19 protein-coding genes are annotated in these 24,494 nt (G+C 59.4%); 10 read left to right on the forward strand and 9 right to left on the reverse strand.

Annotation, left to right across the window (positions count from 1 at the left end; all coding sequences use genetic code 11):
• Position 1 precedes the first annotated feature (1 nt).
• The 5 genes from CFBP6623_RS11885 (at position 2) to CFBP6623_RS11905 (ending at position 5,053) form a co-directional block, all read left to right on the forward strand.
• Positions 2-823, forward strand: coding sequence for a carbohydrate ABC transporter permease (locus CFBP6623_RS11885; protein ID WP_175414563.1), 822 nt, complete (start codon positions 2-4; stop codon positions 821-823).
• Between the two features lie 103 nt (positions 824-926).
• Positions 927-1,985 (forward strand): ABC transporter ATP-binding protein, encoded by a 1,059-nt coding sequence (locus CFBP6623_RS11890; RefSeq protein ID WP_046801559.1) that lies wholly within the window; start codon positions 927-929, stop codon positions 1,983-1,985.
• A gap of 20 nt (positions 1,986-2,005) precedes the next feature.
• Positions 2,006-2,965, forward strand: coding sequence for a sugar kinase (locus CFBP6623_RS11895; RefSeq protein WP_046801560.1), 960 nt, complete (start codon positions 2,006-2,008; stop codon positions 2,963-2,965).
• 142 nt (positions 2,966-3,107) lie between these two features.
• Positions 3,108-4,166 carry a P1 family peptidase gene (locus CFBP6623_RS11900; RefSeq protein ID WP_046801561.1) on the forward strand — a complete coding sequence of 353 codons (1,059 nt, stop codon included), beginning with the start codon at positions 3,108-3,110 and terminating at the stop codon, positions 4,164-4,166.
• Between the two features lie 20 nt (positions 4,167-4,186).
• On the forward strand, positions 4,187-5,053 hold the full coding sequence (locus CFBP6623_RS11905; RefSeq protein ID WP_035224438.1) for a D-amino-acid transaminase: 867 nt from the start codon (positions 4,187-4,189) through the stop codon (positions 5,051-5,053).
• 7 nt (positions 5,054-5,060) lie between these two features.
• Here the strand turns inward: CFBP6623_RS11905 and CFBP6623_RS11910 are convergent, their stop codons facing one another.
• From CFBP6623_RS11910 to CFBP6623_RS11940, 7 genes are all read right to left on the reverse strand, one after another.
• Positions 5,061-5,957, reverse strand: a complete 897-nt coding sequence (locus tag CFBP6623_RS11910) for a LysR substrate-binding domain-containing protein (protein ID WP_046801611.1) — start codon at positions 5,955-5,957, stop codon at positions 5,061-5,063.
• Positions 5,958-6,040: 83 nt separating this feature from the next.
• A complete protein-coding gene (locus tag CFBP6623_RS11915; RefSeq protein WP_046801562.1) occupies positions 6,041-7,552 on the reverse strand; it encodes a serine hydrolase domain-containing protein in 1,512 nt (503 codons plus the stop codon).
• Between the two features lie 239 nt (positions 7,553-7,791).
• Positions 7,792-8,532, reverse strand: coding sequence for an ABC transporter ATP-binding protein (locus CFBP6623_RS11920; RefSeq protein WP_046801563.1), 741 nt, complete (start codon positions 8,530-8,532; stop codon positions 7,792-7,794).
• Positions 8,529-9,359 carry an ABC transporter ATP-binding protein gene (locus tag CFBP6623_RS11925; protein ID WP_046801564.1) on the reverse strand — a complete coding sequence of 277 codons (831 nt, stop codon included), beginning with the start codon at positions 9,357-9,359 and terminating at the stop codon, positions 8,529-8,531. The genes CFBP6623_RS11920 and CFBP6623_RS11925 overlap by 4 nt, the downstream gene beginning before the upstream one ends.
• A gap of 3 nt (positions 9,360-9,362) precedes the next feature.
• Positions 9,363-10,265, reverse strand: coding sequence for a nickel transporter permease (gene nikC / locus CFBP6623_RS11930; RefSeq protein ID WP_046801565.1), 903 nt, complete (start codon positions 10,263-10,265; stop codon positions 9,363-9,365).
• Positions 10,262-11,275, reverse strand: a complete 1,014-nt coding sequence (locus CFBP6623_RS11935; RefSeq protein WP_046801566.1) for an ABC transporter permease — start codon at positions 11,273-11,275, stop codon at positions 10,262-10,264. Before CFBP6623_RS11935 ends, nikC begins: the two co-directional genes overlap by 4 nt.
• Before the next feature lie 2 nt (positions 11,276-11,277).
• Positions 11,278-12,873, reverse strand: coding sequence for an ABC transporter substrate-binding protein (locus CFBP6623_RS11940; RefSeq protein ID WP_046801567.1), 1,596 nt, complete (start codon positions 12,871-12,873; stop codon positions 11,278-11,280).
• A gap of 234 nt (positions 12,874-13,107) precedes the next feature.
• Between CFBP6623_RS11940 and CFBP6623_RS11945 the strand changes: the two genes are divergently transcribed.
• Positions 13,108-14,148, forward strand: coding sequence for a dipeptidase (locus CFBP6623_RS11945; RefSeq protein ID WP_046801612.1), 1,041 nt, complete (start codon positions 13,108-13,110; stop codon positions 14,146-14,148).
• A gap of 58 nt (positions 14,149-14,206) precedes the next feature.
• Here the strand turns inward: CFBP6623_RS11945 and CFBP6623_RS11950 are convergent, their stop codons facing one another.
• Positions 14,207-14,500 carry a hypothetical protein gene (locus CFBP6623_RS11950; protein ID WP_046801568.1) on the reverse strand — a complete coding sequence of 98 codons (294 nt, stop codon included), beginning with the start codon at positions 14,498-14,500 and terminating at the stop codon, positions 14,207-14,209.
• Between the two features lie 277 nt (positions 14,501-14,777).
• On the opposite strand from CFBP6623_RS11950, the gene mprF reads away from it, so the two are divergent.
• From mprF to CFBP6623_RS11970, 4 genes are all read left to right on the forward strand, one after another.
• On the forward strand, positions 14,778-17,378 hold the full coding sequence (gene mprF, locus CFBP6623_RS11955; RefSeq protein ID WP_046801569.1) for a bifunctional lysylphosphatidylglycerol flippase/synthetase MprF: 2,601 nt from the start codon (positions 14,778-14,780) through the stop codon (positions 17,376-17,378).
• Complete coding sequence (locus CFBP6623_RS11960; RefSeq protein ID WP_062654251.1) at positions 17,375-18,745, forward strand: virulence factor; 1,371 nt, start codon at positions 17,375-17,377, stop codon at positions 18,743-18,745. Before mprF ends, CFBP6623_RS11960 begins: the two co-directional genes overlap by 4 nt.
• Positions 18,746-19,032: 287 nt before the next feature.
• Positions 19,033-20,364: a telomere resolvase gene (locus CFBP6623_RS11965; protein ID WP_046801571.1), complete on the forward strand. Its 1,332-nt coding sequence runs from the start codon at positions 19,033-19,035 to the stop codon at positions 20,362-20,364.
• 312 nt (positions 20,365-20,676) lie between these two features.
• Positions 20,677-23,001 carry a DUF1217 domain-containing protein gene (locus tag CFBP6623_RS11970; RefSeq protein WP_046801572.1) on the forward strand — a complete coding sequence of 775 codons (2,325 nt, stop codon included), beginning with the start codon at positions 20,677-20,679 and terminating at the stop codon, positions 22,999-23,001.
• A gap of 59 nt (positions 23,002-23,060) precedes the next feature.
• On the opposite strand, the gene CFBP6623_RS11975 is transcribed toward CFBP6623_RS11970, so the two are convergent.
• Positions 23,061-24,347 carry an MFS transporter gene (locus tag CFBP6623_RS11975; protein WP_046801573.1) on the reverse strand — a complete coding sequence of 429 codons (1,287 nt, stop codon included), beginning with the start codon at positions 24,345-24,347 and terminating at the stop codon, positions 23,061-23,063.
• Positions 24,348-24,494: the final 147 nt, after the last annotated feature.

Here is a 24,494-nt window from a genome sequence, read left to right on the forward strand (position 1 = left end):
CCTGAAACGCAAAAACATCGATCGCATCGGCCTGTTCTTCGTGGCGCTGGTGATGATCTCGCCGGTCATCCTGTTCTTCATCTGGATGATCTCGCTGTCGCTGAAATATGAAATCGACAACGGCGCCTATCCGCCGATCCTCATTCCCGAACGTTTCGCCTGGTCGAACTATGTGAAGGTGTTCGAGGAGAATAATTTCTTCCTCTATTTCTGGAATTCGGTCCTCGTCACCGGTGCAGCCACCATTCTGGCACTGGTGATCGGCGTGCCCGCCGGTTACGGGATTGCGCGACTGAAGGCGGAAAAATCCGCCGTCGTCATCATGATCGCCCGCATGACACCCGGCCTCTCCTTCCTCATTCCGCTGTTCCTGCTGTTCCAATGGCTGAACCTCCTGGGCACGCTCTGGCCGCAGATCATCATCCATCTTGTCGTAACCGTGCCGATCGTCGTCTGGATCATGATCGGTTATTTCGAGACCACGCCGAAGGAACTGGAAGAAGCGGCAAGCATCGATGGCGCATCCTCCTGGCAAGTGTTCAGGCTGGTGGCGCTGCCGATTGCCAAACCCGGCATCGTCGTCTCCTTCATTCTTGCGGTCATCTTCTCGTGGAACAACTTCGTCTTCGGCATCGTGCTGGCCAGCCGTGAAACGCGCACCCTGCCGGTCGCGGTCTACAACATGCTGTCCTTCGAGCAGGTCAGCTGGGGACCGCTTGCCGCCGCAGCTCTGATCGTCACGCTGCCGGTGCTGCTGCTCACCATGTTCGCACAGAAACAGATCGTGGCGGGCCTGACCGCCGGCGCCGTCAAGGGCGGCTGAACCAACCAATCAGGGCATTCCATGCCCTTACTCTTTTAACGCAATTCCGGACGCAAAACCGCGACGCACTTTTGCTGGAATTGCTCGTAACGGGAACCTGCATATGGCACCGGTCAATATTCAAAATGTCCAGAAGCGCTTCGGCTCGGTCAATGTCATTCACGGCATCGATATCGATATCAAGGATGGCGAATTCGTCGTCCTCGTCGGCCCGTCCGGCTGCGGCAAGTCCACCTTGCTGCGCATGATCGCCGGGCTGGAGGAGTTGAGCGACGGCGAAATCCACATCGGCGCGCGCGAGGTCAGTCACCTGCCCGCCCGCGACCGCGATATCGCCATGGTCTTCCAGAACTACGCGCTTTATCCGCACATGACGGTCAAGGATAATATGGGCTTCGCGCTGAAGCTGAAGAAGGTGAGCACCGAGGAAACCAAGGCCAAGGTGGACAGGGCCGCCGCCATTCTGGGGCTAGAAAAATTGCTGGACCGTTATCCACGCCAGCTTTCCGGCGGCCAGCGCCAGCGTGTCGCCATGGGCCGCGCGCTGGTGCGCGATCCGCAGGTCTTCCTGTTCGACGAGCCGCTTTCCAACCTCGACGCCAAGCTGCGCGTGCAGATGCGCGGCGAGATCAAGGCCATGCACCAGCGCATCGGCACCACCACCATTTACGTCACCCATGACCAGGTGGAAGCCATGACCATGGCCGACAAGATCGTGGTCCTGCATGACGGCGTCATCGAGCAGATCGGCGCGCCGCTCGAGCTTTACGACAATCCCGCCAATCTCTTCGTTGCTGGTTTCATCGGTTCGCCGGCCATGAATTTTATTCGCGGCCGGGTGGAGGAAGGCGTCTTCCGCACCGCAAAGGGCCTCAGCCTGCCGCTGCCCGCCAATGCCGATATCGGCAAGCTCGGCGGCCGTGACCTCGTCTACGGCGCGCGGCCGGAACATATCCGCGCCGCCGAAACCGGCATCGAAGGCCGGGTCGAACTGGTCGAAGGCACCGGCTCGGAAATCTACGCCAAGCTCAATTGCAAGGGTGACGAGATCGCCTGCCTGTTCCGCGAGCGGCTCAATGTCCGCTTCGGCGACACGATCCACATTGCCATCGATCCGGCAACGGTGCATCTGTTCGACAAGGATAGCGGCAAGCGTATCTGAACACGGCAGGAGCGAAGAGAATGGTGAAGGAACCGGACGGCAAGCATGTGCTCTGCGTGGGAGCCGCCGTGCTGGACACCCTGTTTCGTGTGCATGACATGCCGAAGGGCGAAGGCAAGGTCCTGCCCTACGAGATGCTGCAAATCGCCGAAGGCATGGCGTCGAGCGCCGCCTATGCCGTGCATCGCATGGGCGGCCGCGCCAGCCTGTGGGGTGCGGTGGGAGATGACGAGACCGGCGCCCGCATCCTGCGCGATCTCGCCGAAAGCGGCATCGATGTTGCCGGCATGACCATCGCCGCCGGTGCGCGCTCCGCACTCTCGACGATCATCATCGATGACCGCGGCGAGCGGCTTATCGTGCCTTTTTACGATCATCGCCTGCATCAGAAAAAACGCTCCTGCACGCCGGAAGACCTTGCCCCGTTCGATGCCGTTCTGGTGGATGTTCGCTGGCCGGAACTGGCACTCGATGTGCTGACTGTGGCACGTACTCTGGGCAAACCAGCCATTCTGGATGGCGACGTTGCACCCGCCGAAACCCTTGAGAAGCTGGCCCCCGCCGCAACCCATATCGTCTTTTCCGAACCCGCCGCCGCCCGGCTGACGGGCATCGAAACTGTAAAAGACATGCTACCGGTGCTACACGCCCGCTACCCGCAGACCTTCATCGCCGTCACCGCCGGACCGCAAGGCTGCTGGTGGACGGAGGCCGGCGATCCGACCGTGCATTTCCAGACGACGATGCAGGTTAAGGCAGTGGATACGCTGGCGGCGGGCGATATCTTCCACGGCACATTTGCGCTGGCGATGGCTGAAGGTATGCAAAGCCGTGCGGCCATCCGGCTCTCCTCCGTTGCCGCCGCGCTGAAATGCACCGTCTTCGGCGGCCGCATCGGCGCACCCACGCACGAAGAGACCGAAGAAGCCATGCGGCAATGGCTGGAGCGTGAAGGCGAACCTACGCTGCGCGCCTCCTGAGCGCATCCATTGCCCGCATAAAACTATTCCATTTTTGCGATGCCGTTTCGCGGAGAACTAGGCTAACGTTCGGACAGGCAAAGCTTTTCGCAAGCCGCGCCCGTTCCAATTTCAGCCTGCATTCCGCAAAAGTGATCGCCCGATGCATCAGACGACCCGCCCGAGACTGCGCGATATCGGTTTCCGGCCCGGCCATTTCGAGACCGGCCCGCTCAACGCCATTACCGATGTCGAAGGCGTGACCATCGGCCATTCGACCGTCATCGAAGGCGACACGATCCGCACCGGCGCAACCGCGATCCTGCCGCATGGCGGCAATCTCTTTCAGGACAAGGTGCCCGCCGCCTTCGCCGTCTATAACGGCTTCGGCAAATTTGCCGGCTCCACCCAGATCGAGGAACTCGGTGAACTCGAAACACCCATCATCCTCACCAATACGCTGGCGACAGGCCGGGCCATCGAGGCGATCAACCGCCATACGCTGGCGCAGCCGGGCAATGAAAAAGTGGTGTCGATCAACTCGGTCGTTGGCGAGACCAACGATTCCCGCCTGAACGACATCCGCGCCGGCCGCCCGACCATCGAGGAAATCTCGGCCGCGTTGAAAAACGCCGCCACAGGCCCCGTGGCCGAGGGCGGCATTGGTGCCGGAACCGGCACGGTGGCCTTTGGCATGAAGGGCGGCATCGGCACCGCATCCCGCATCGTCACCATCACCGGAAAGACCTATACGCTCGGCATTCTCGTCCAGTCCAATTACGGCGGCCATCTGCTGGTCTGCGGCAAGCCCTATGTCAGCCCTGACCATCAGGACAAGGACGGCTCCATCGTCATCGTGGTCGCCACCGACGCGCCGCTCTCCTCCCGCAACCTGAAGCGTTTGGCGGCCAGAAGCTTCGGCGGGCTGGCACGCACGGGTGCAGCACTCAGCAATGGCTCCGGTGACTATGCGCTGGCATTTTCCACCGATGAGCGGCTGCGCCGCACGCCTGCGCGCCGCAAGGCCGTCACAGACTATCCAGAACTTTCCAACGATGCGATTTCGCCGCTCTTCGAAGCAGCGATTGAGGCGACGGAGGAGGCGATCCTCAATTCGCTCTGTGCAGCCAATACGACATCAGGCTTCAATGCCGGCACCGGCAAAACCGCGACGCTAGAGGCCATTTCCATCGACGCCCTTAAAACCCTTCTTTCAGCCTGACTTTTCCAGACGGAGTTTTCATGACTAGCCCATCCGGTCGCATCGTTTACGTCAACGGCGAATTCCTGCCCGAAGCGGACGCCCGCCTTTCCATCTTCGACCGCGGTTTCCTGTTCGGTGACGGCATTTATGAAGTCACCTCCGTTCTGGAAGGCAAGCTGATCGACAGCGACCTGCACATGGCCCGGCTGGAACGCAGCGCCCGCGAAATCGACGTGCCGCTGCCCGTCACGACCAAGGAAATCGTCGAGGCCGAGCGCCGCCTGATTGCCGACAACAACCTCGTGGAAGGCATGATCTATCTGCAGCTGACACGAGGTGCCGAAGACCGCAACTTCCTGTTCTCCGCCGATCTGAAGCCAACGCTGGTCATGTTCACCCAGGCGAAGAAGCTGATCGGCACCCCCGTCGAGGAAGCCGGCATCGCCGTCAAATCCGTTCCCGATCAGCGCTGGGAACGCCGCGACATCAAGACCGTCTGCCTGCTGCCGCAGGTCATGGCGAAACGCATTGCCAAGGCCGAAGGCTGTGACGAGGCGTGGATGATTGAGGATGGTTTCGTCACCGAAGGCGCTTCCTCAACCGCCTATATCATTACCGGCGATAAGAAGATCATCACCCGCGGCAACAGCAACAAGACCCTGCCCGGCTGCACCCGCCTCGCCGCCCTGCAACTGGCCAAGGAAGCCGGCTTCACGCTAGAAGAGCGGCCCTTCACGCTGGAAGAGGCGCTGAATGCCGATGAGGCCTGCCTGACGAGCGCCTCCAACTTCGTTGTCTCGGTGACGAAGATCGATGGCAAGCCGGTTGGCAATGGCAAGCCCGGCCCGCTCGTCAGCCGTCTGCGCGCGCTCTATCTGGAAAACGCCCGCCGCACCGCGATTTAAGCAAACATCAGCCTTCGAGAACCGCCCAGATGCGCTCGACTACGGGCCGGCGGTTCTCCTTCGAACGATAAAGCCTGATATCGACGGCAATATCGAAACTGTTATCGGCGGCACGCACCAGCGCGCCGCTATCCAGTTCGTGCCGCATCAGGCTTTCCGGCACCCAGGCAACACCCCAGCCGGCCATCGCCATGGCTTTCAGCCCCACCGACATGCTGCCCTCATGCACCCGCTCGAATTGCGGCAGGCGCGCGCTTAAGAGATCGCGCAGCAGCGGCCCGAAGAACGAGGCCTTTTCATAGTCCAGATAGGCGAAGGGTTTTCGAGCGTTTTCCACCAGTGCATGCAGCGGTGAACCATCTTTGGCCGGCGCTGAAACGGGAATGATGTTTTCAGCACCCAGCACACGGAACTCGAAGGTCTGCGCATCAAGCAGCATCGGCACTTCGGGGTGGGCATAGGTCAGAAGGAAATCGCTCTGCCCGTCCACCAGCGAATTGAGATTTTCCTCCATGCTGCCGGAATCCGGCCGCAGAACCGAAAACAGCGGTCCCGCCGTCTCGTTCACCCGTTTCAGCCAGTCCGGGAAAAAGGTGAACGATAGCGTGTGCAGCGCCGTCAGCCGCACCGTTTTCGCATCCGCCCCCTCTTCCTGAAGTAGCGTGCGCCGCGCATGGTAAAGCTGCTTCAGCGTCTCCTGCGCCACCGGCACGAATTTCACGCCCGCCTCGGTCAGCCGCGACGGATAGGAGGCACGGTCGACCAGCGTCGCGCCCACCCAGGCTTCCAGCTGCTTGATGCGCCGGCTGAACGCGGATTGCGTCACATGCCGCTCATCCGCCGCCTTCGAGAAATTGAGCGTTCCGGCCAACGCCAGGAAATCCTCGAGCCATTTGACTTCCACGGCCCACACTCCCACCAAAAACACTTATCCGTTTATCCGGAAAGCGTCTTTATTAGGAGCAATGGGACGTGAATGAAACTCTTTTAAACAGCCCTTGAATATTCGATCATCCGCGCCCGGCTGGAAACCAGCTCGATCTGATCATCACCCAGACGATTGAGGCAAACACGCTTGGTCCATGGCCCGTCAATCAGCGTGAAGAGGAAACGGCCATTGCCGAGCGCCTTCAACGGCATGCTGCGGCGCGTGGGGCCGATGCCCATGGTCAGCGACGAGCCGCTGATGATAAATTCCGCTCCCTCATCCGAGCACCACAAGCCCGAAAGATCATCCGGCACGGCATGCTGGCCGACCGGCAGGAAGCGGCGGGCGGCGTGGCCCGCCTCGCCGACAATGGCGGCACCATCTAGCCTGAGACGCATCGGCGAGGATGCGGAGCGGGAAGAGACCCAGCCATCCACATCTTCATAAAGTGTGTCGTCACCATCGATGAAGGTCGATGTGCTGCCCTTGATCTCCAGCCACCATGGACCGCTTTCGGTGACATAGAGGCCTTCCGGCAGGCTGGCGGCGGGTTTGGGCAAAGGCAGGCCGGTGAGGGCCGCCATGCTTTCCAGCGCAATCTTGAAACCGTTGGTATCCTCGCGGTTCGACACCACGACAAAACCCGTGCCGTTTTCCGGATCGAGCAGGAAATAAGTCTTGTAGCCGGGATGCGAACCGCCGTGACCGACGAAGCGCCTGCCGCCGAGATGCGACCAGCGCAGGCCGAGACCATATTCGCTCATCCGCCCATCGGCGAGCGGCCGTTCAGCCGAAAGCCTGTCAAGAACACTCGCAAAACTGCCTTCACCCCGCATCAGCCCCTGCAGCCAGCGGGTCAGCGCTTCGGCGCTGCCGGCGAGACTGCCCGAAGCGGAGATATGCAGACCGGCGGCCGAAAGCTGCCAGTTGTCTTCGGCTTTCCAGTAACCCGGCACGAGGCCATCGACCGGATCGTTCCAGACATCCGGTGCCTTCAGGAACACGCCGAAGGGGTCGGCAATCTGCGTCTGCACGAAATCGTCGAAACGGAAACCTCGGCGCTCCAGCGCCGCTTCCACCAGACGATAACCGGTATTGGAATAGGACACCTCGCTGCCAGCATCGAAATTCAGCCGCGTCAGCCGCGAGAGATAGTCGAGAAGCGGGCCGGCCTTCGTCTCGGTGTATACGGAAAGGCCAAGCAGTGAGAGGCATTCCCGCGTATCCGGCAGGCCGCCGCTCATATCCAGCGCCTGCCCCACCGTCACCTCGCTGAGCGGCGATTGCAGCTCCGGCAGATGTTTGCCGAGTGGGTCGTCGAGGCCGATCAGATCGGAATGCGCAAGCACCATGGCGCAGAAGGCATGTTTGGTGACGGAGGCATAACGCACCACGCTCTGCTGCGTGAAAGGCGCAAAGGTCGAAAGGCTTTCGACACCGCCCGCATGTGCGAAACGGATGCCGTTGAGATCGAAACCGATGACCGCCCCGCCCGGCTCGTTGCCCGCCCATTGCGAGACGAAGCTTTGCGAAAGGGTTGAAGCGGCGTTCCAGTCGAATTGCTGTGGCATGGTTCGGTCTCGTGTCTCTATTGCAGCGCGCGAGGACAACGGTTCTGTCACCGGCGTCGCCGCTTGTTTCTTCTCCCCGAGGGGGAGAAGGTGGCCCGAAGGGTCGGATGAGGGGGCAACCTTGCCGGATTTCGGAGAGCTTGCCCCCTCATCCCGCTGCCGCGACCTTCTCCCCGGCGGGGAGAAGAAGCGAGCGGCACCCACTTTATCCATGCGTAACGTCGGTTAGACGGTCAACCTCAGGCCGGCTCTTCCAGCCGGATGCTCAAACTACGCAGCTCTTCCGTATGCGGATGTTTGGTGCGGCCCTCGCGCAGATCGTCCGCACTCAGCTGCTCCACCATTTCGCCATTCAGCATCACGCCAACCTGCGGGCACAGATGCGCGATAACCGCCAGATTGTGGCTGACGAGAATATAGGTGAGGTTGCGGGCCACGCGCAGGTCCTGCAACAGGTTCAGGATTTCCGCCTGCACCGAAACATCGAGCGCCGAGGTCGGCTCATCGAGCAGCAGCACCTGCGGATCGGCGATCAGCGCACGCGCAATCGCCACGCGCTGGCGCTGGCCGCCCGAGAGCTGGTGCGGAAAGCGGAAACGCACCGCCTGCGGCAGCGCGACGTCCGACAAAGCCTGCTGGATGCGCTTTTCAATATTGTCCATACCGTGCACCAGCGGCAATTCGCTGAGGATACGGTCGATGGTCTGGCGCGGATGCAGCGACCCGTAAGGGTCCTGAAACACCATCTGCACCTGCCGGAAGAATTCCGGCGTGCGACGCAGCGGCGCATCCTTGCCGGCAAAGGCGATGCGGCCTTCCCAGCTTTCATTGAGGCCGGCCATGGCGCGCAGGATGGTGGACTTGCCCGAGCCGCTTTCGCCGACGATGCCGAAGCTGCCACCCTTTTCCACCGAAAAGGACACGCCCTTCACCACTTCGCGGTCGCCGAACTTGATACGGAGATTGTCGACGTCGATCATTGGCTGGACCACGCTGCATCACGGTTGAGAACGGGAAGACGCTCGCGCGGATGCGTCAGCGAGGGAATGCAGTTCAGAAGTCCCTGCGTGTAAGGATGCTGGGCTTTCAAAAGCTCGGAAGCCTTCAGTTCCTCCATCACCCGGCCGGAATACATCACGGCCACGCGGTCGCAGAAATGCGAAACGAGCGGCAGGTCGTGGCTGATGAGAATGAGACCCATGCCGCGTTCCGACACCAGCTCCTCGATCAGCCGCAGGATTTCCGCCTGCACCGTGGCGTCAAGCGCGCTGGTCGGTTCGTCGGCGATCAGCAGTTCCGGATCGGGCGCCAGCATCATGGCGATCATCACGCGCTGGCCCATGCCGCCGGAAACCTCATGCGCATAAGAGGAAGCGACCTGACGCGGATTGCGGATCTTCACCTGGTCGAGCAGGGCGATTGCCGCTTCCATGGCGGCACGCTTGCTGCCGCCCTTATGAGCCCGCCATGCTTCTGCGATCTGCGCACCCATGGTCTTCACCGGGTTCAGCGAATATTTCGGATCCTGCAGGATAAAGCCCGCACGCTTGCCGCGGATCTGTCGCATCTGCCTTTCGCTGGCGGACAGTATATCGATCCCGTCGAAAGCGAGCTTGTCGGCGCGAATATCCGCATTGGAGGGCAGAAGCTTCATCAGCGCACGCGCCGTCAGGCTCTTGCCGGAACCGGATTCGCCGACGATGCCGAGTTTTTCGGTGCCGAGCTTCATGGAGACACCACGCACCGCCTCGAAACGGCTGGTGCGGGTCTGGAACGCGATCTTCAGATTTTCGATTTCGACCAGCATGGCTCAATGTCCCTTCGGGTCGAGAACGTCGCGCAGGCCATCGCCGAGGAAGTTGAAGGCGAGCGAAACGAGGAAGATGGCGATGCCGGGAATGGTGGCGACCCACCATTGTTCGAAGATGAAGCGCTTGGCGGTGGCGATCATCGCGCCCCATTCCGGCGAAGGCGGCTGCGCGCCCATGCCGAGGAAGCCGAGGCTGGCGGCGGTGATGATGATCGAGCTCATGTCGAGCGTGATGCGCACGATAAGGCTCGGCACGCAGAGCGGCGCGATGTGACGCGCAATGATGCGCCAGGCGGAAGCGCCCGTCAGGCGGTAGGCCGCAACGAAATCGCTGCCGCGCACCGTCATGGTTTCGGCGCGAGCAAGACGTGCATAGGGCGGCCATGCGGTAAGCGCGATGGCGAGAACGGCGCTTTCAACGCCGGGCTTCAGTGCCGCAACAAAGGCGAGCGCGAGGATGAGGCGCGGAAAGGCCAGGAACACATCCGTCACCCGCATTAGCACCGTATCGACAATGCCGCCGAAATAACCGGCGATGCAGCCGATGGCGAGACCGATCGGTGCGACGAGAACGACGACGGCGATGACCATGCCGAGCGTGACGCGGCCGCCGTAGAGAATGCGCGAGAGAATATCGCGTCCCAGCTCATCCGTGCCGAACCAGTGCGTGGCATCCGGAAACGCAAGGCGGTTGCCGAGGTTCTGCGTCGCCGGATCATAGGGCGCTATGAACGGCGCCAGCAGCGACAGCGCGATGAAGAGGACGATGATGGTCAGGCCGATCACCGCCAGCGGGTTGGACTTGAGGTTGAGCCAGATGCGGTACCGGTTTCCCCAGGCAGCCTGTGTGCGGGAATGCGGCGTCTCATCCAGCGCCCAGTTTCTGAAATTAGCTAACATCATCGAACGCGAGGATCCATAACTCTGTAAAGCACGTCTGCGAGCAGGTTGAGGGCGACATAGATGAAGCCGATCAACAGGGTTGCTCCGACGACCGGGTTCATGTCCGCGTTCATGAGCGAGACGGTGAGGTATTGGCCAAGGCCCGGCCAGCTGAAGACGGTTTCCGTCACCACGGCACCTTCGAGAAGCCCGGCATAGGTGAGTGCGAGAACCGTGACGAGCTGCACGGCAACCGTCGGGAAGGCGTGTCCCCAGATGACGGTCATGGCCGAAAGCCCCTTGGCGCGGGCGGTGATGACATATTCACCCTTCAGCGCATCGATCATGAAGGCGCGCGTCATGCGGGTGATATAGGCCATGCTGAAATAGGCGAGAATGCAGACTGGCTGCACCATATGGGCAATGGCGTCATAAAAGGCGTCCCAGTCACCCGCAAGCAGCGTGTCGACCGTCATCAGGCCGGTAATCTGCGTGATCATGCCGTCATAGATGATGTCCTGCCGGCCCGGTCCCGGTGCAACGCCAAGCGTGGCGTAAAAGACGAGCAGCGAAATCAGCGCCAGCATGAAGACCGGCACGGAGTGACCGGCAAGGCAGACGACGCGGATGACCTGGTCGGTCAGCTTGCCCTGCTTCACGGCGGCCCAGACACCGAGCGGAATGCCGATCAGCGCTGCAAGGATTAGGGCTGCGGTGGCAAGTTCGAAGGTGGCGGGGAAGACGCGCTTGATATCGATCCAGACCGGATTGCGGGTCAGGATCGAATTGCCGAAATCGCCATGCAGAACCTGCGAGACATAATGGAAGAACTGCACGACCAGCGGCTGGTCAAGACCCATTTCGGCCCGCACCCGCACGATGACGTCTTCGGGCGCATTGTCGCCGACCGCCGCGATGACGGGATCGACGGGCATGACGCGCCCGATCATGAAGGTGATGACCATCAAACCGAACAGCGTCAGAATGACGCTGCCCAGTATCGACGATATGCTTTTAACGCGCTTGTTCAATGTCACGCTTTCTTCGCATCGTGGTAGGAATTGCCCTCGGAGAGAACGCCGAGTTCGAAGCCGGAAACGCCCTTGCGGAAGGCCGCCGTCTTCGTGGTCTGGAACATGAACACGAAGGGGCTGTTTTCCATGTGCTCGCGCTGCAGGGCTTCGTAAAGCTCCACGCGCTTTGCCGGGTCCTTCTCGTCACGGGCGGCTTCCGCCTTGGCGGCGAAATCGTCGTTCTTGAAACGCGAACGCCACAGGAAGGGCTTGGACTTGGCGTCGTCGCCATTATCCTTGTTGATGTTGAAGACATCGGCGTTGGAATGCGGATCGAAATAATCCGTACCCCATGCGGACAGCGCCATCTGGTGTTCGCGGGCGCGCATCTTGGTCAGGACCTGACGGTTCTCGGCCGACTGCAGGCGCACCTTGATGCCGATATCGGCAAGGTTTGCCTGAATGGCCTGCGCCAGATCCGGGTAAGGCTGGGCGGAATAGTGATCCATGCTGATCTCGAAACCGTCGGCAAGACCGGCTTCGGCCATCAGCGCCTTCGCCTTTTCGACATCTCGCTGGAACGGAATGTCGTTAACGGCGCCGGGGAAACCCTTCGGCTCGAAGCTCTGGTGGATCTCGTGCGTCAGCGACACCAGGTTTTCCTGCATGCCCTTATAGTCCAGCGCCCACTTGATCGCCTGCCAGACCTGCGGCTTGGCAAGGTTCTCATTGCCTTGGTTGAGCGAGATCAACACCAGCGAGGCGATGGACTTGCGCTCCAGCTCGATATTGGCGTCGTCCTTGACGGTACGCAGCTGCTCCGAGGTGAGGTCGCGGGCGATGTCGATATCGCCCTTCTGCAGCATCAGCAGCTGCGAAGACGGATCGGTGACGTGGCGCAGCACGATGCGCTTGATATTGCCCTTGTAAGGACCGTTCGGATTGACGGTGAGCGCTACGCTTTCGCTCGGCTTCCAGGCCTGCAGAACGAAATCGCCCGAACCGGCACTGTTCTTTTGCAGCCAGCCATTGCCGAGGTCTTCGCCGGAAGCATTGGCGAGAACCGCCTTCTTTTCGACGATCGCGCCGATATTGGCGGAGAGGCAATAAAGCAGGAAGGAGATGGCGGTCGGCTTTGCCGTCGTCAGCTTCACCGTCTTGTCGTCGGCGGCAACGATGGTCGTTTCGGCATTCTCAGGCGTGAAGCCGAACTGGCTGATGATGAAGGCCGGGCTCTTGTTCATCTTGATGGCGCGCTGCAGCGAGAAGGCAACGTCTTCCGCGGTCACTTTCGCACCGCTGGAGAAGGTCGCTTCGTCACCGATCACAAAGGTGAAGACCTTGCTGTCCGCATCGGCTTCCCATGATTTCGCGATGACCGGATCAACCTTGGTGGAATCCTCACGGTTGGCGCGCACCAGCTTCTGATACATGTTGGAGATGATTTCACCGCCGACGGCTTCGAAACCTTCATGCGGGTCAAGGCTCGTCATATTGTCCAGCTGCTGGGCGACAACCAGAATATCCTTGGGCGTCGCGGCAAAGGCCGGAATACGCGCATAGGACAGGAACGGAACGGCAGCGCCGGCAATCAGCAGGTTGCGTCTTGAAATCATCGAAAATCCCCTTTCGGACCTTATTTTTCGGAAACGGTGTGGGTTTGCCCCAATCCAGTCATTTTTTTTATGTTTTCCCGCGATTACCACGAGCAAACGAGGCCCGACCAATTCCAAATTTGGCAGAGCCTATGCATGGATTGCATTTGCTCCCGCCTTGACCTTTCCTCTACCAATTCCCAAAACTCCCCCGATGGCGCGCCCGCGCCGACCCATTTCCGAAGGTGAATGACCATGACCGATGAAAAAACCGTCCCCGTCTTCGACGGCCACAACGATGTGCTGCTGCGGTTATGGCGATCGGGCAATGCCTCACCTGAAACGCTGCTCATCGAGGGTGATACTGTTGGCCACATCGACCTGCCACGCGCCAGGAAGGGCGGGCTGGCCGGCGGCCTCTGCGCCATTTACGTGCCGTCGCCGAGCATGGAGAAAGATGCGAACGGCGATTTTTCGACACCGTCAGAAGCCGACGCGCTGAAGGCGACGCTCGCCATGGCCGGCCTGCTGTTCCGCGCCGAGAAACAGTCCGCCGGCGCACTCAAGGTTTGCCGCACTGCCGCCGATATCCGCAGCGCCATGGCAGAGGGTGCTTTTGCCTCGGTTTTCCATATCGAAGGCGCGGAAGCGATCGGCGCTGATCTAGATGCGCTGCACGTGCTCTGCGAGGCGGGCCTTCGCACGCTCGGACCGGTCTGGAGCCGCCCGAACATCTTCGCTTATGGCGTTCCCTTCCGTTTCCCCTCGACGCCGGATATCGGCCCCGGCCTCACCGATGCGGGCAGGCGGCTGGTGAAGACCTGCAACGAGCTGAAGATCATGGTCGACCTGTCGCACATGAATGAGCAGGGTTTCTGGGACATCGCCAAGATTTCCGATGCGCCGCTGGTGGCGTCGCATTCCAACGCCTATGCAATCTGCAACCACAGCCGCAACCTGACGGACCGCCAGCTGGACGCCATCCGCGACACGGGCGGTCTTGCCGGCATCAATTTCGGCGTTTTGTTCCTGCGCCAGGACGGCGTGAAGAACCCCAATACCGATCTTGGCGAACTTGTCCGCCACGTTGACTATATCGTCAACCGCATCGGCATCGATCACGTAGCGCTCGGTTCAGACTTCGACGGCACCACCATTCCCGCCGCCATGAAGGATGCGGGCGATCTGCAATTGTTGGTCGAAGCCCTGCGCAAGGGCGGTTATGACGACAAGGCGCTTGCCAAGATCTGCCACGGCAACTGGGTCCGCGTACTGGAAAAGACCTGGGGTGCGTAAGGCTCAGCATAAAATCCACCTCCGGCGCACAGCGCCGGAGATATGAAGCGGCAGGCCCTTAAGCCTTTGCCGCTTTTTTCTTGCCGCTCGCACGGAACGCCAGAAGCCCGGCAACGACACCGATCATCGCCCATTTCATCGGCAATACATCCGCCGTCTCGCTGCGGATCGGCAACACAGTCACTGTGCCCGGACGGGATTCATAACCCATCTGCCCTTTTGCCTTGGCCTCGGCAATCTGCTGCGGCGAAACGACCCATTCGGCACCGCGCATCTTGTCGACTGCCATGTACCCGCCGCCTGCCGCGAGGGCGACGACGAGCGAAAGCGCTATTCTTGTGGGCGTGTTCATCTGCATCTCCTTCAATCAAAAGGAGCGTGTAATGGCATCAAACGCAACCACCAAGCAACCGCAGCGGTCAATTTTGTGTCTTTCGGAACAATCCGGCAAATCATGCATTTCATAGTTGCATTTTTGCCCTTGAAATTGGCGAAATTCACCAAGGAGCGGGCCAAACTCTACATCGACACTTCATGCTTTTCTGCTAATCACATTTCCTCAACCGAAACGAATTAGCGACACATTCCTGTGGTTCGCCAAGCTTGGGAACGGGCGCTGGATAAAGCAAATGGCAGACAAAAGCGAAATCACACAAACCGATGTCGCGGAATCCGCGGTTGAAAGCTTTCTTGCCCGAAACCGCCCCTATCTGACCGCGATCGCCATCACGCTCGTCTTCGTGATGATGACCTTCGCCATCTATCACCTGACCTCCGAAGTGCGTTATGACGACGTCATCGACGCACTGACGCAGACCTCCGCCTCTGCGGTTCTGCTTGCCATTTTCTTCACGGCGCTCAGCTTTCTGGCGCTGATATTCTACGACGCCAATGCGATCGAATATATCGGCCGCAAGCTGCCGTTTCCGCCCATGGCGGCGACTGCTTTTGCCGCCTATGCCATCGGCAATACCGCCGGTTTCGGCCCCTTGAGCGGTGGCGCGATCCGCTTTCGCGCCTATTCCCGGATGGGCCTGTCGCCCAGCGAAATCGCCCGCGTCATCGCCTTTGTCACGCTGTCCTTCGGGCTTGGGCTGCTTTCGGTCAGTGCCATCTCCACCTTCATCGTCGCACCACGCATCGCCGCCATCATCGGCGTTGACGCCCTGATCCTCAGAGGGGCGGCGCTCGCCGTCATCGCGGTGCTTGTCGTTGCGGCCTATGTCGGACGCAACGGCCACACGATCAAGCTTGGCGCATGGCGTCTGCGCCTCCCGGACAGCCGCACATCGTCGCGCCAGTTCCTCGTCTCGGCTTTCGATATCGCCGCCTCCGCTTCCGTGCTTTATGTGCTGTTGCCCGACACCCATCTCGGCTGGCCGACATTCTTTGCGATCTATGCCACCGCCGTCGGCCTCGGCGTCCTCAGCCATGTGCCGGCCGGTCTCGGCGTCTTTGAAACAGTGATGGTCGCGGGGCTTGGCAACGCCATCAGCGTCGACCAGCTACTCGGAAGCCTCGTTCTATACCGCGTGATTTATCACGTCCTGCCGCTGGTGGTCGCCATTCTGGTGATGCTCATCTCGGAGATGAAGCAGTTCGCCGCAAAGCCTGTTGTGTCCGATATCAGCCAGCTTGCCGTGCGCCTTGCCCCGCCGCTGCTGTCGACCTTCGCCATGATCCTCGGCACCATGCTGATCTTTTCGAGCGTGACGCCAACGCCGGACAGCAACCTGGATTTCCTCTCCAATTTCGTGCCGCTGCCGATCATCGAGGCGGCGCATTTTCTCACCAGCATCCTCGGCCTCGTGCTCGTCGTCGCCTCGCGTGGCCTCGGGCAGCGGCTGGACGGCGCCTGGTGGATCGCCCTCGTCGCCGCCTCGCTGGCGCTGGTTCTTTCGCTCCTCAAGGCCATCGCCGTCTTTGAAGCCGCGATCCTCGGCGTCTTCATCATCGCACTCGCCGCCAATATGCGCAGCTTCAACCGCCATGCTTCCCTGGTCAAACAGGCGCTGGGGCCAAGCTGGCTCGCCGCCATGGCCGTCATCGTCGCCGGCGCGGCAACCATTCTGCTCTTTGTCTATCGCGATACGGATTACAGTCAGACCTTGTGGTGGCAGTTCGAATTCTCCGAAGAAGCACCGCGCGGTTTGCGCGCCCTTCTCGGTCTCGTGCTCGCCTCATCCACCATCGCCATCTTCAGCCTCATGCGGCCGGTGGCCTACAGGCCGGATGCGATCGAGGCCGAAGACGTGGTAAACGCAACCGGTATCGTCATGAAACAGGACGCCGCCGACGCCAACCTCGTGCGCATGGGCGACAAACACGTGATGTTCTCCGAGAGCGGCAACGCCTTCATCATGTACGGCATTCAGGGCCGTTCCTGGATCGCCTTTGCCGATCCGGTTGGCGACGAAGAGGATTTCCCCGATCTCGTCTGGCAATTCGTGGAAGCCGCCCGTTCGGCGGGCGCACGCGCCGCCTTTTACCAGATTTCACCTTTCCTGCTTTCCCATTGCGCCGATGCCGGCCTGCGCGCTTTCAAGCTCGGCGAACTGGCGCTCGTTGATCTCACCGCATTCGAACTGAAGGGCGGCAAGCTCGCCACCCTTCGCCAGTCCCTGAGCCGCGGCGCACGCGACGGGCTGACCTTCGAGGTTGTCGAACAAGCCCAGGTGCCGGATATTCTCAATGAGTTGAAACAGGTCTCCGATGGCTGGCTTGCGCACCACAACACGCGGGAAAAACGCTTCTCCCTCGGCGCCTTCGAACCGGACTACATCCTCTCCCAGCCCGTTGCCATTCTTCGGAAAGATGGAAAGATCACCGCCTTTGCCAATCTGATGGTGACGGAAACGAAAAAGGAAGCCACCGTCGATCTCATGCGATTTTCGGCGGATGCGCCGCGCGGCGCGATGGATTTCCTCTTCGTCAGTATCATGCAATATCTGCGTGAGGCGGGCTATGAGAGCTTCAATCTCGGCATGGCGCCCATGTCCGGCATGTCGAAGCGCGATGCAGCACCCGTCTGGGATCGCATTGGCAGTACGCTGTTCGAACACGGCGAACGTTTCTACAACTTCAAGGGACTTCGTGCGTTCAAGACGAAGTTCCACCCGAAATGGGAACCGCGTTACCTTGCCGTTCAGAACGGCGCAGACGCCGCACTGGCGCTGATGGACGCAACGGTTCTGATCAGCGGCGGCGTCAGAGGAGTGATCGGAAAATGAGAAAATCCACCATGATGAAGGCGGCCCTTGCCGCTTCCGCCTTGTTCGCCTCCACCTCCGTTTTTGCGCAGGACAAGCCGGCCTATGAGACCGGCATGATCCCGGCCGAGCACATCATGGTGCCCGACAGCGAAATTCTCGCCAGCGTCTTCCTGATTTCCGACGCGGACGGATGGACCAATGCCGACGAAGAGCGCGCCAAGGCGCTGGTTGCAAAGGGTGCCGCCGTGGTCGGCATCGACTTCAAGGAATATCTGAAGGCGCTCGAAGCCGATGACGACGAGTGCATCTATATGATCTCGGACATCGAGTCGCTGTCGCAGCAGATCCAGCGCACCGCCGGCACCAGCAGCTATCGCCAGCCCATTCTCACCGGCATCGGCAAGGGCGGAACGCTGGCACTGGCGATGATCGCGCAAAGCCCGGTCTCCACCATCCGCGACGCCATTGCCGTCGACCCCAAGGCAGGCCTGCCGCTTGAGAAGATACTCTGCACGCCCGCCACCAAGGACAAGGTGGACGGCGAAACGGTCTATGGCCTGACCGATGGTCCGCTGCCAGCGCCCGTCAGCGTGCTGTTCACCCCCGCTGCGGATCAGAAGGGCCGCGACCATGTCAACGCGCTCGTCAAGCTGCATCCCGATATCGATGTGACTGACGTAGATGACAAGGCGGACGAAATCCTGACACAAACCCTGTCCGACCAGATCGACGCCGCCGGCGATACCGACAACCCGCTCGGCCTGCCGATCAAGGTTCTGGAAACGAACCCTGTCATGGACACCATGGCGGTGATCTATTCCGGCGACGGCGGCTGGCGCGATCTTGACGAGGAAGTGGGCGGTGCGCTGCAGAAACAGGGCATTCCCGTGATCGGCGTGGATGCGCTGCGTTATTTCTGGAAAGAAAAGCAGCCACAGGAAGTGGCAAGCGACCTTGGCCGCATCATCGACACCTATCGCAAACAATGGAAGGTCCGCAACGTCGTATTGATCGGCTATTCCTTCGGTGCCGACATCATTCCTGCAACCTACAATCTTCTGCCGGAACGCGCGAAATCCCACGTCGTGCAGCTCTCGCTGCTGGGCTTGTCGACGGAAGTGGATTTCGAAATTTCCGTTCAGGGCTGGCTTGGCGTGGCGGGCGAAGGCAAGGGCGGCAAGACGGTGGACGACATCGCCAAGATCGATCCGAAGCTGGTACAGTGCGTATACGGCACGGAGGAAGAGGATGAAGACCCCTGCCCCGGCCTGAAGGCGAAGGGTGTGGAAACGATCGCTATTGAAGGCGGTCACCATTTCGACGAAGACTATGAGGCACTCGCAAAGCGGATTGTGACATCGCTGAAGACCCGGCTGCCTAAATAGCGTATTTTTGACCTTAGGGGGCTTCGGGAGAATTTCCGAAGCTCCGAACGTAAATTGACAGCTTCCCTCCGCAGAAACATCATCTCCCGCAGCCTTCCGACTCCCCTGAATGACCGGCGGCAGTTCGAAACCCGTCTTCGATCGACACCCGCGCTTGCGGAATCGATTAAATTATTATTCAAAAGAACCCGGCCGGCGGCGAATGTTCATGGCGTTTCCTCAACCATGCTTCTGTTGATTGCCAACCATGGATTTTATATTTTCGGACCGGTTCAGGGAGCCGCCGCATGCCCGCCTTAAAGCGAAAGACAAAAACACCCGTCCTCGTGGAACGCATCGACCAATTCGTCGCTGGCGTCAGAGAAGCGATGAAAAGCAGCGACGCTGTGCGGAACAAGAAAATCCGCGATCTGTGGGATGCCGAAGTCCGCTACCATTTCGACAATGGCCGCACCGAAAAGACGCTCGAACTCTACATCATGAAATATCGGTATGCCCTGAAGGCCGAGTTCGGCCCAAAGAGCACACCGCTTGCCATCTGCAACATGAAAAAACTGCGCGAGCGGCTGAATACCTATATCGAGCGGGCCGACTATCCGAAAACCGGCGTGGCGACATCCATCGTCGAAAAAATCGAACGGGCGGAATTCAACACCGCAGGACGAAAGCCGACGGTTCTTCTGCGCATCGCGGATTTCATTGCAGCAATGAATGGCGTGGCCAAAAAAGAGGAAATGCAGGCCCTCTGGAATGCTGAGCTCAGCATCATGAAGGACAGGGCGCAGACGACGATCATCTCCTACATCACCAAATACCGCAATGCGATCCGCGAAGCCTTCGGCGACGAGCATCCGATGCTGAAGATCGCGACCGGCGATGCCGCGATGTATGACGACGCCCGCCGGGTCAAGATGGAAAAGATCGCCAACAAGCATGGCGCGCTGATTACATTCGAAAACTACCGGCAGGTTCTGAAGATTTGCGCCGATTGCCTGCAGTCGGCCGATCCGCTGATGATCGGCATCGGCCTGATCGGCATGACGGGACGGCGTCCCTACGAGGTCTTTACCCAGGCCGAATTTTCCCCCGCCCCTTATGGCAAGGGCGTTTCCAAATGGAGCATCCTGTTCAACGGCCAGGCCAAGACGAAACAGGGCGAAGGAACGAAATTCGGGATTACCTACGAAATCCCGGTGCTTGCCCGCTCCGCCACCATTCTGTCCGCCTATGAACGCCTGCGCGCAAGCGGGCAGGGAAAACTGTGGCACGGCATGTCGATCGATGATTTTTCATCGGAAACCCGCCTGCTGCTCCGGGACACGGTCTTTAACCTGTTTGAGGATTTCTGGCCGAGGCAAGAACTTCCCAAGCCCTATGGCCTGCGGCACCTCTATGCCGAGGTAGCCTATCACAATTTCGCACCGCCCCATGTCACCAAGAACAGTTATTTCGCCGCCATTTTGGGACACAATAACAACGACCTCGAAACCTCGTTGTCCTACATGACATACACGCTGCCCGAAGATCGCGACGACGCGCTGGCGCGCGCCAAGCGCACGAATGAGCGGACATTGCAGCAAATGGCGAGCGTTGCGCCGGTCTCAGGCAAAAAGCCCTAAGGCAGCCGCAGCCGCTCCCCCCAAAAAACTGGCACACCTTAAAACTGCACAGGAAGTGCGGCCGGCGGGGATTTCCGCCAGCCGCTTTCAGACGCCTGTTGCCTTGTGCAGTTTTTATCTGCGCGAGAACCCACGGGGTAATATCAAGAAAAATCCTCTATATCTGAATATAAATTTTCTAATTTAACAATACATAATACTTATTATGAATATAATTTTATTAAATACAGTCTCGCGCAAGAAAATACTGCGATAATTCATTTATAGTATTTGTTCACGCATGGATTTCGACAACAATTTTCCCGGAGGCACATGGTGCTGCCCGCATACACGACTTATGCCCTCTACAATCGTGACCTCGGCCTCTCGCTGAAACGTGTCGCGAACGACTCCGCAGTATCGCGAGACGCCAAATATTATGCCGACAATATCGGCAAGGTTAAAAACCTCGATGAGTTTCTGAAGGACTACAAGCTCTATTCCTACGCCATGAAAGCCTATGGGCTGGAAGACATGACCTACGCCACCGCCTTCATGAAGAAGGTGCTGGAAAGCAACCTCAACGACCCGAACAGTTTCGCCAACAAGATGAAGGATACACGTTACCGCGACTTCGCGGCAGCGTTCGATTTCGGCAGTATCAAAGCGGAAAAATCGGTTCAAACCAAATCCCAGCAGGAACGGCTGGTTGCGGCCTATCACGATACGGTCAAGCAAAGAAATGAGGAGCTTAAAGAGGAAACGCGTTACTACAATATCGTCATCGACAAGGTCGGCCACGTGGACGACATCTTCAAAAACACGCGGCTTAGGAATTATGTTTTCAAGTCTTTCGGCATCGACGCCGGGACCTTCAGCTACAAGCATCTCAAGGATGTTCTGACCAGCGATATCAGCAGTGCAGATAGCTACGTCAACAAGACCTACAAGCCAATGATCGCTGACTGGCAGGCAAAAACGGCCGATCTGCGCATCGAGCGTGCGAAAATCCCCTCCACCGACAAAACAGCGCTCGAAAAGAGCGATTATCTGATCAGCCAATACAACAAACGCATCACCGATGCCTACAAGCTGTTCGAAATGGCGGCGGCGTTCAACTTCCGCGACGATGGCGTCGTCGATACCGGCATGCCGGCGCAGACGGCAGCGCAGAAGCGGTTGATCAACGAAACCTACGTTCTCTCAAATCCACGCCTGACGCAGACCGGAGCCATTCTCAACCGCGACTTCTTCGAACAGAAGATGAAGGGCATCACCGATGCCGAGCAGATGATCACCAATGTCCGCCTGAGGACGATGCTGATCGTCGCCTTCAATCTGCGCGACGACGCCGACACCGACAAGAAAATCCAGTGGGCTCTGCGCGAAAACCCTGATGATCCGCAAAGCGGGCTTCACAAGGAAAGGGACAAGGGTCTTCTCAATCTCGCCAAAGCCTTCAATTTCGGCAAGGACGGCAAGGTTGCGGCGGGAAAGACGGCCCAGACCGATGTTCAACTGAGCACGATGATGAACTTCTATTTCAGCCGTTACGACGACAGGGATGAAGTCGCCGATGAAAAGGCGATCAAGGACTACAGGCGCTATATCGGCCTGACAAAAAATCTGGAGGATTTTTTGTCGAATGCGCAGGCGGCAGTCACCATCCGCAACTTCGCGCTGAAGGCGTTCGGCATCAGTCCCGAGGAGGCCTCCACATTTAAACTGAAAAAAGTTCTTACAAGCGATCTGTCGGATCCGAAAAGCTATGTTCGCAATTTGAAAGACGACAGGTTCGTGCGACTGGCGAAAGCCTATAATTTCAATACCGAAGGCATGATCGGCTCGCCGCGCCTTGCCCAGGCAGAAAACGAGATCACCCGCATTTCGCGAAATTATCTGACGGAAGTCACCCGTTGGGACAAGGACAAGAAAGTCAGAGAGAAGGGAGAGAAGGAAGTCTCCTACTATCGCGAAAAAATGGAGACGCTCGAAACCGTCGATCAATTGCTTGCAGACCGCCGCCTGCTCGATTTCATGCTGGTCGCGGAACGCATCGACCCCAAATCGGTCACCGCCGATTATCTGAAGAAGATTTTCAAGTCCGACCTCAAAGACCCAAAAAGCTTTGCCAATACGGAAAAAGATGCCCGCTTCCGTGCGCTTGCCGGCTCGTTTAATTTCGACGCCAAGGGAAATATCGCCGCGAAAGCCGGCCAGAGCGTTCAAAATGCCCGCAGCCTCATGGAAACACGCGACAAATATGTTCGCCAGACCCTGGAGGAGCGGGTCGGCGAAGAAAATTCCGGCGTTCGCCTTGCCCTCTATTTCAAGCGGATGGCCGGCGGCATTTCCAATCCCTACGACATATTGGCCGACAATGCGCTGGCTGAATTCACCCGTACCGCTCTTGGAATTCCCGCCGAAACCGCAAATTCCAAGGTGGATGTGCAGGCAAAGATGATCGAGAAGAGGCTTAAAATAAAGGACCTGCAGGATCCCAAGGAAGTCGAAAAGCTGGTCAGCCGCTTTTTGGTGATGTTTGAAGCGAACAATTCAACCTCCGACCCGCGCATGGCTCTGTTCAGCAACAACACAGGGATCAGCGGCAATACGCTTGCGACCCTGGCGCAACTCCGCAGTGGTCGCAGAGGCTAGAGTTTGTCTCCTCGGGTATGCTGGCCGCAGGTTTTACCCCACGGCCAGCATCGCGTCCGTCAAACCCGCTCGTCGCCCGATGTGCGGTAAAGCAGCGTCAACACCGTCAGCAACAAGCCTACCAGCGCGACCGAGCCGAAAATGTAGAAATTCCACTCTGGAGCCAGCCCCCGTTGCAGGACGAGGCCGCCGATCATGGGGCCGGCAATGCCGCCCAGCCGCCCGACCGCCAGCGAAAAGCCGAGACCGGTGCCGCGAATATGGACGGGATAAAGCCGTCCAACCAGAACATTGGCAAGGATCTGGGTGCCGATCGTTCCGGCACCCGCAAGCGCGACGAAGAGATAGAGCAGCGGCCCCTTGTTCACCGTCAGGGCCCAGATAGAGGCGGCGCCGATGGCAAAGAGCACGGCGACGACCACCTTGACGCTGCCCTTATCGGCAAACCGCCCGCCAATGAGGATGCCGATCGCGGCCCCGACATTGAGCATGATCGAGAAGCTGAGCGCCGAACTGATATCGTAACCCATCTTGTTCATGATGGTGGGCAGCCAGTTGACCATACCGAAGGTCAGAAGCAGCGAGCAGAAGTGAATGCCCCAGGCATTCAGCGTCGAAAGCAGCCGGCCTTCCGAAAACAACGCGCCGACACCACCCTTTTGAATTTTCGCATGCGGTACGATGCGTTGCAGACCGTAGCTGTCGCAAATGCCGTCAGCCTCCGCCTGCCGGCCTTTGCTTGCCAGCCATTCCGGCGATTCCGGCAGAAACCGCATGAACAGCGGCAGAAGAATAAGCGGCAGACCGCCGATCAGCATCAGAGGCCGCCAGCCATAGCTCTCCAGCAGAAGAATACCCATGAGGCCGGAAATGATGCCGCCGAGGAGATAGCCGAGGAAGGATAGGGAATTGGCCTGCGCCCTGCGGTGCGGCGGCGAGAATTCCAGCACAAGCGCGGTCACCGTCGGCAAAAGCGCGCCCAGGCCGAGACCGGCAAGGAAGCGCGTGATTTCAAAAGCCAGAAAGTTCGGCGTCATGGCCGAAGCGATCATCATCGATGAAAAGCCGGCGAGGCTGATGAGCACGACCTTGCGGCGGCCGATACGGTCCGCCATGGTGCCGGCAAACAGCGCGCCAAGCAGCATTCCCACCAGCGTCAGCGCCGCAGCGCGACCGACCATGGCAGGATTGAGCGCCCATGCGCCCTCTTTCAGCAGCGCCGGCGCAACCGCGCCGTAAACAACCAGATCGTAGCCGTCAAACATGATCATCAGACCACATGTCGCGATGACGCCAGCCGGGTTTTTCGTCCGCACTGAGGCGGCGCTCATATAATTCGTGGACATCTTCCTCCCTTTCACGCCTGAACGCGCTATCCGGAATGGATTGCGTCTCCCGTTCTTGGCGATAGCTCCGCGAGTGCCCGGCCTGCTCCACCCTGATATGTGTCCCGCTCCTGTCAAGACACATATCGCCGATATCACCCGTCTTCG

The organism is Agrobacterium tumefaciens (assembly GCF_005221385.1).
In the GTDB taxonomy this organism is placed as follows: domain Bacteria; phylum Pseudomonadota; class Alphaproteobacteria; order Rhizobiales; family Rhizobiaceae; genus Agrobacterium; species Agrobacterium tomkonis.

Excerpts from the sequence above, each read along its gene's own strand:
- CFBP6623_RS11890 (WP_046801559.1), top strand. The coding sequence starts at position 927 with ATGGCACCGGTCAATATTCAAAATGTCCAGAAGCGCTTCGGCTCGGTC.
- CFBP6623_RS11895 (WP_046801560.1), top strand. The coding sequence starts at position 2,006 with ATGGTGAAGGAACCGGACGGCAAGCATGTGCTCTGCGTGGGAGCCGCC.
- CFBP6623_RS11900 (WP_046801561.1), top strand. The coding sequence starts at position 3,108 with ATGCATCAGACGACCCGCCCGAGACTGCGCGATATCGGTTTCCGGCCC.
- CFBP6623_RS11905 (WP_035224438.1), top strand. The coding sequence starts at position 4,187 with ATGACTAGCCCATCCGGTCGCATCGTTTACGTCAACGGCGAATTCCTG.
- CFBP6623_RS11915 (WP_046801562.1), bottom strand. The coding sequence starts at position 7,552 with ATGCCACAGCAATTCGACTGGAACGCCGCTTCAACCCTTTCGCAAAGC.
- CFBP6623_RS11920 (WP_046801563.1), bottom strand. The coding sequence starts at position 8,532 with ATGATCGACGTCGACAATCTCCGTATCAAGTTCGGCGACCGCGAAGTG.
- CFBP6623_RS11925 (WP_046801564.1), bottom strand. The coding sequence starts at position 9,359 with ATGCTGGTCGAAATCGAAAATCTGAAGATCGCGTTCCAGACCCGCACC.
- nikC (WP_046801565.1), bottom strand. The coding sequence starts at position 10,265 with ATGATGTTAGCTAATTTCAGAAACTGGGCGCTGGATGAGACGCCGCAT.
- CFBP6623_RS11940 (WP_046801567.1), bottom strand. The coding sequence starts at position 12,873 with ATGATTTCAAGACGCAACCTGCTGATTGCCGGCGCTGCCGTTCCGTTC.
- CFBP6623_RS11945 (WP_046801612.1), top strand. The coding sequence starts at position 13,108 with ATGACCGATGAAAAAACCGTCCCCGTCTTCGACGGCCACAACGATGTG.
- CFBP6623_RS11950 (WP_046801568.1), bottom strand. The coding sequence starts at position 14,500 with ATGAACACGCCCACAAGAATAGCGCTTTCGCTCGTCGTCGCCCTCGCG.
- mprF (WP_046801569.1), top strand. The coding sequence starts at position 14,778 with ATGGCAGACAAAAGCGAAATCACACAAACCGATGTCGCGGAATCCGCG.
- CFBP6623_RS11960 (WP_062654251.1), top strand. The coding sequence starts at position 17,375 with ATGAGAAAATCCACCATGATGAAGGCGGCCCTTGCCGCTTCCGCCTTG.
- CFBP6623_RS11965 (WP_046801571.1), top strand. The coding sequence starts at position 19,033 with ATGCCCGCCTTAAAGCGAAAGACAAAAACACCCGTCCTCGTGGAACGC.
- CFBP6623_RS11970 (WP_046801572.1), top strand. The coding sequence starts at position 20,677 with ATGGTGCTGCCCGCATACACGACTTATGCCCTCTACAATCGTGACCTC.
- CFBP6623_RS11975 (WP_046801573.1), bottom strand. The coding sequence starts at position 24,347 with ATGTCCACGAATTATATGAGCGCCGCCTCAGTGCGGACGAAAAACCCG.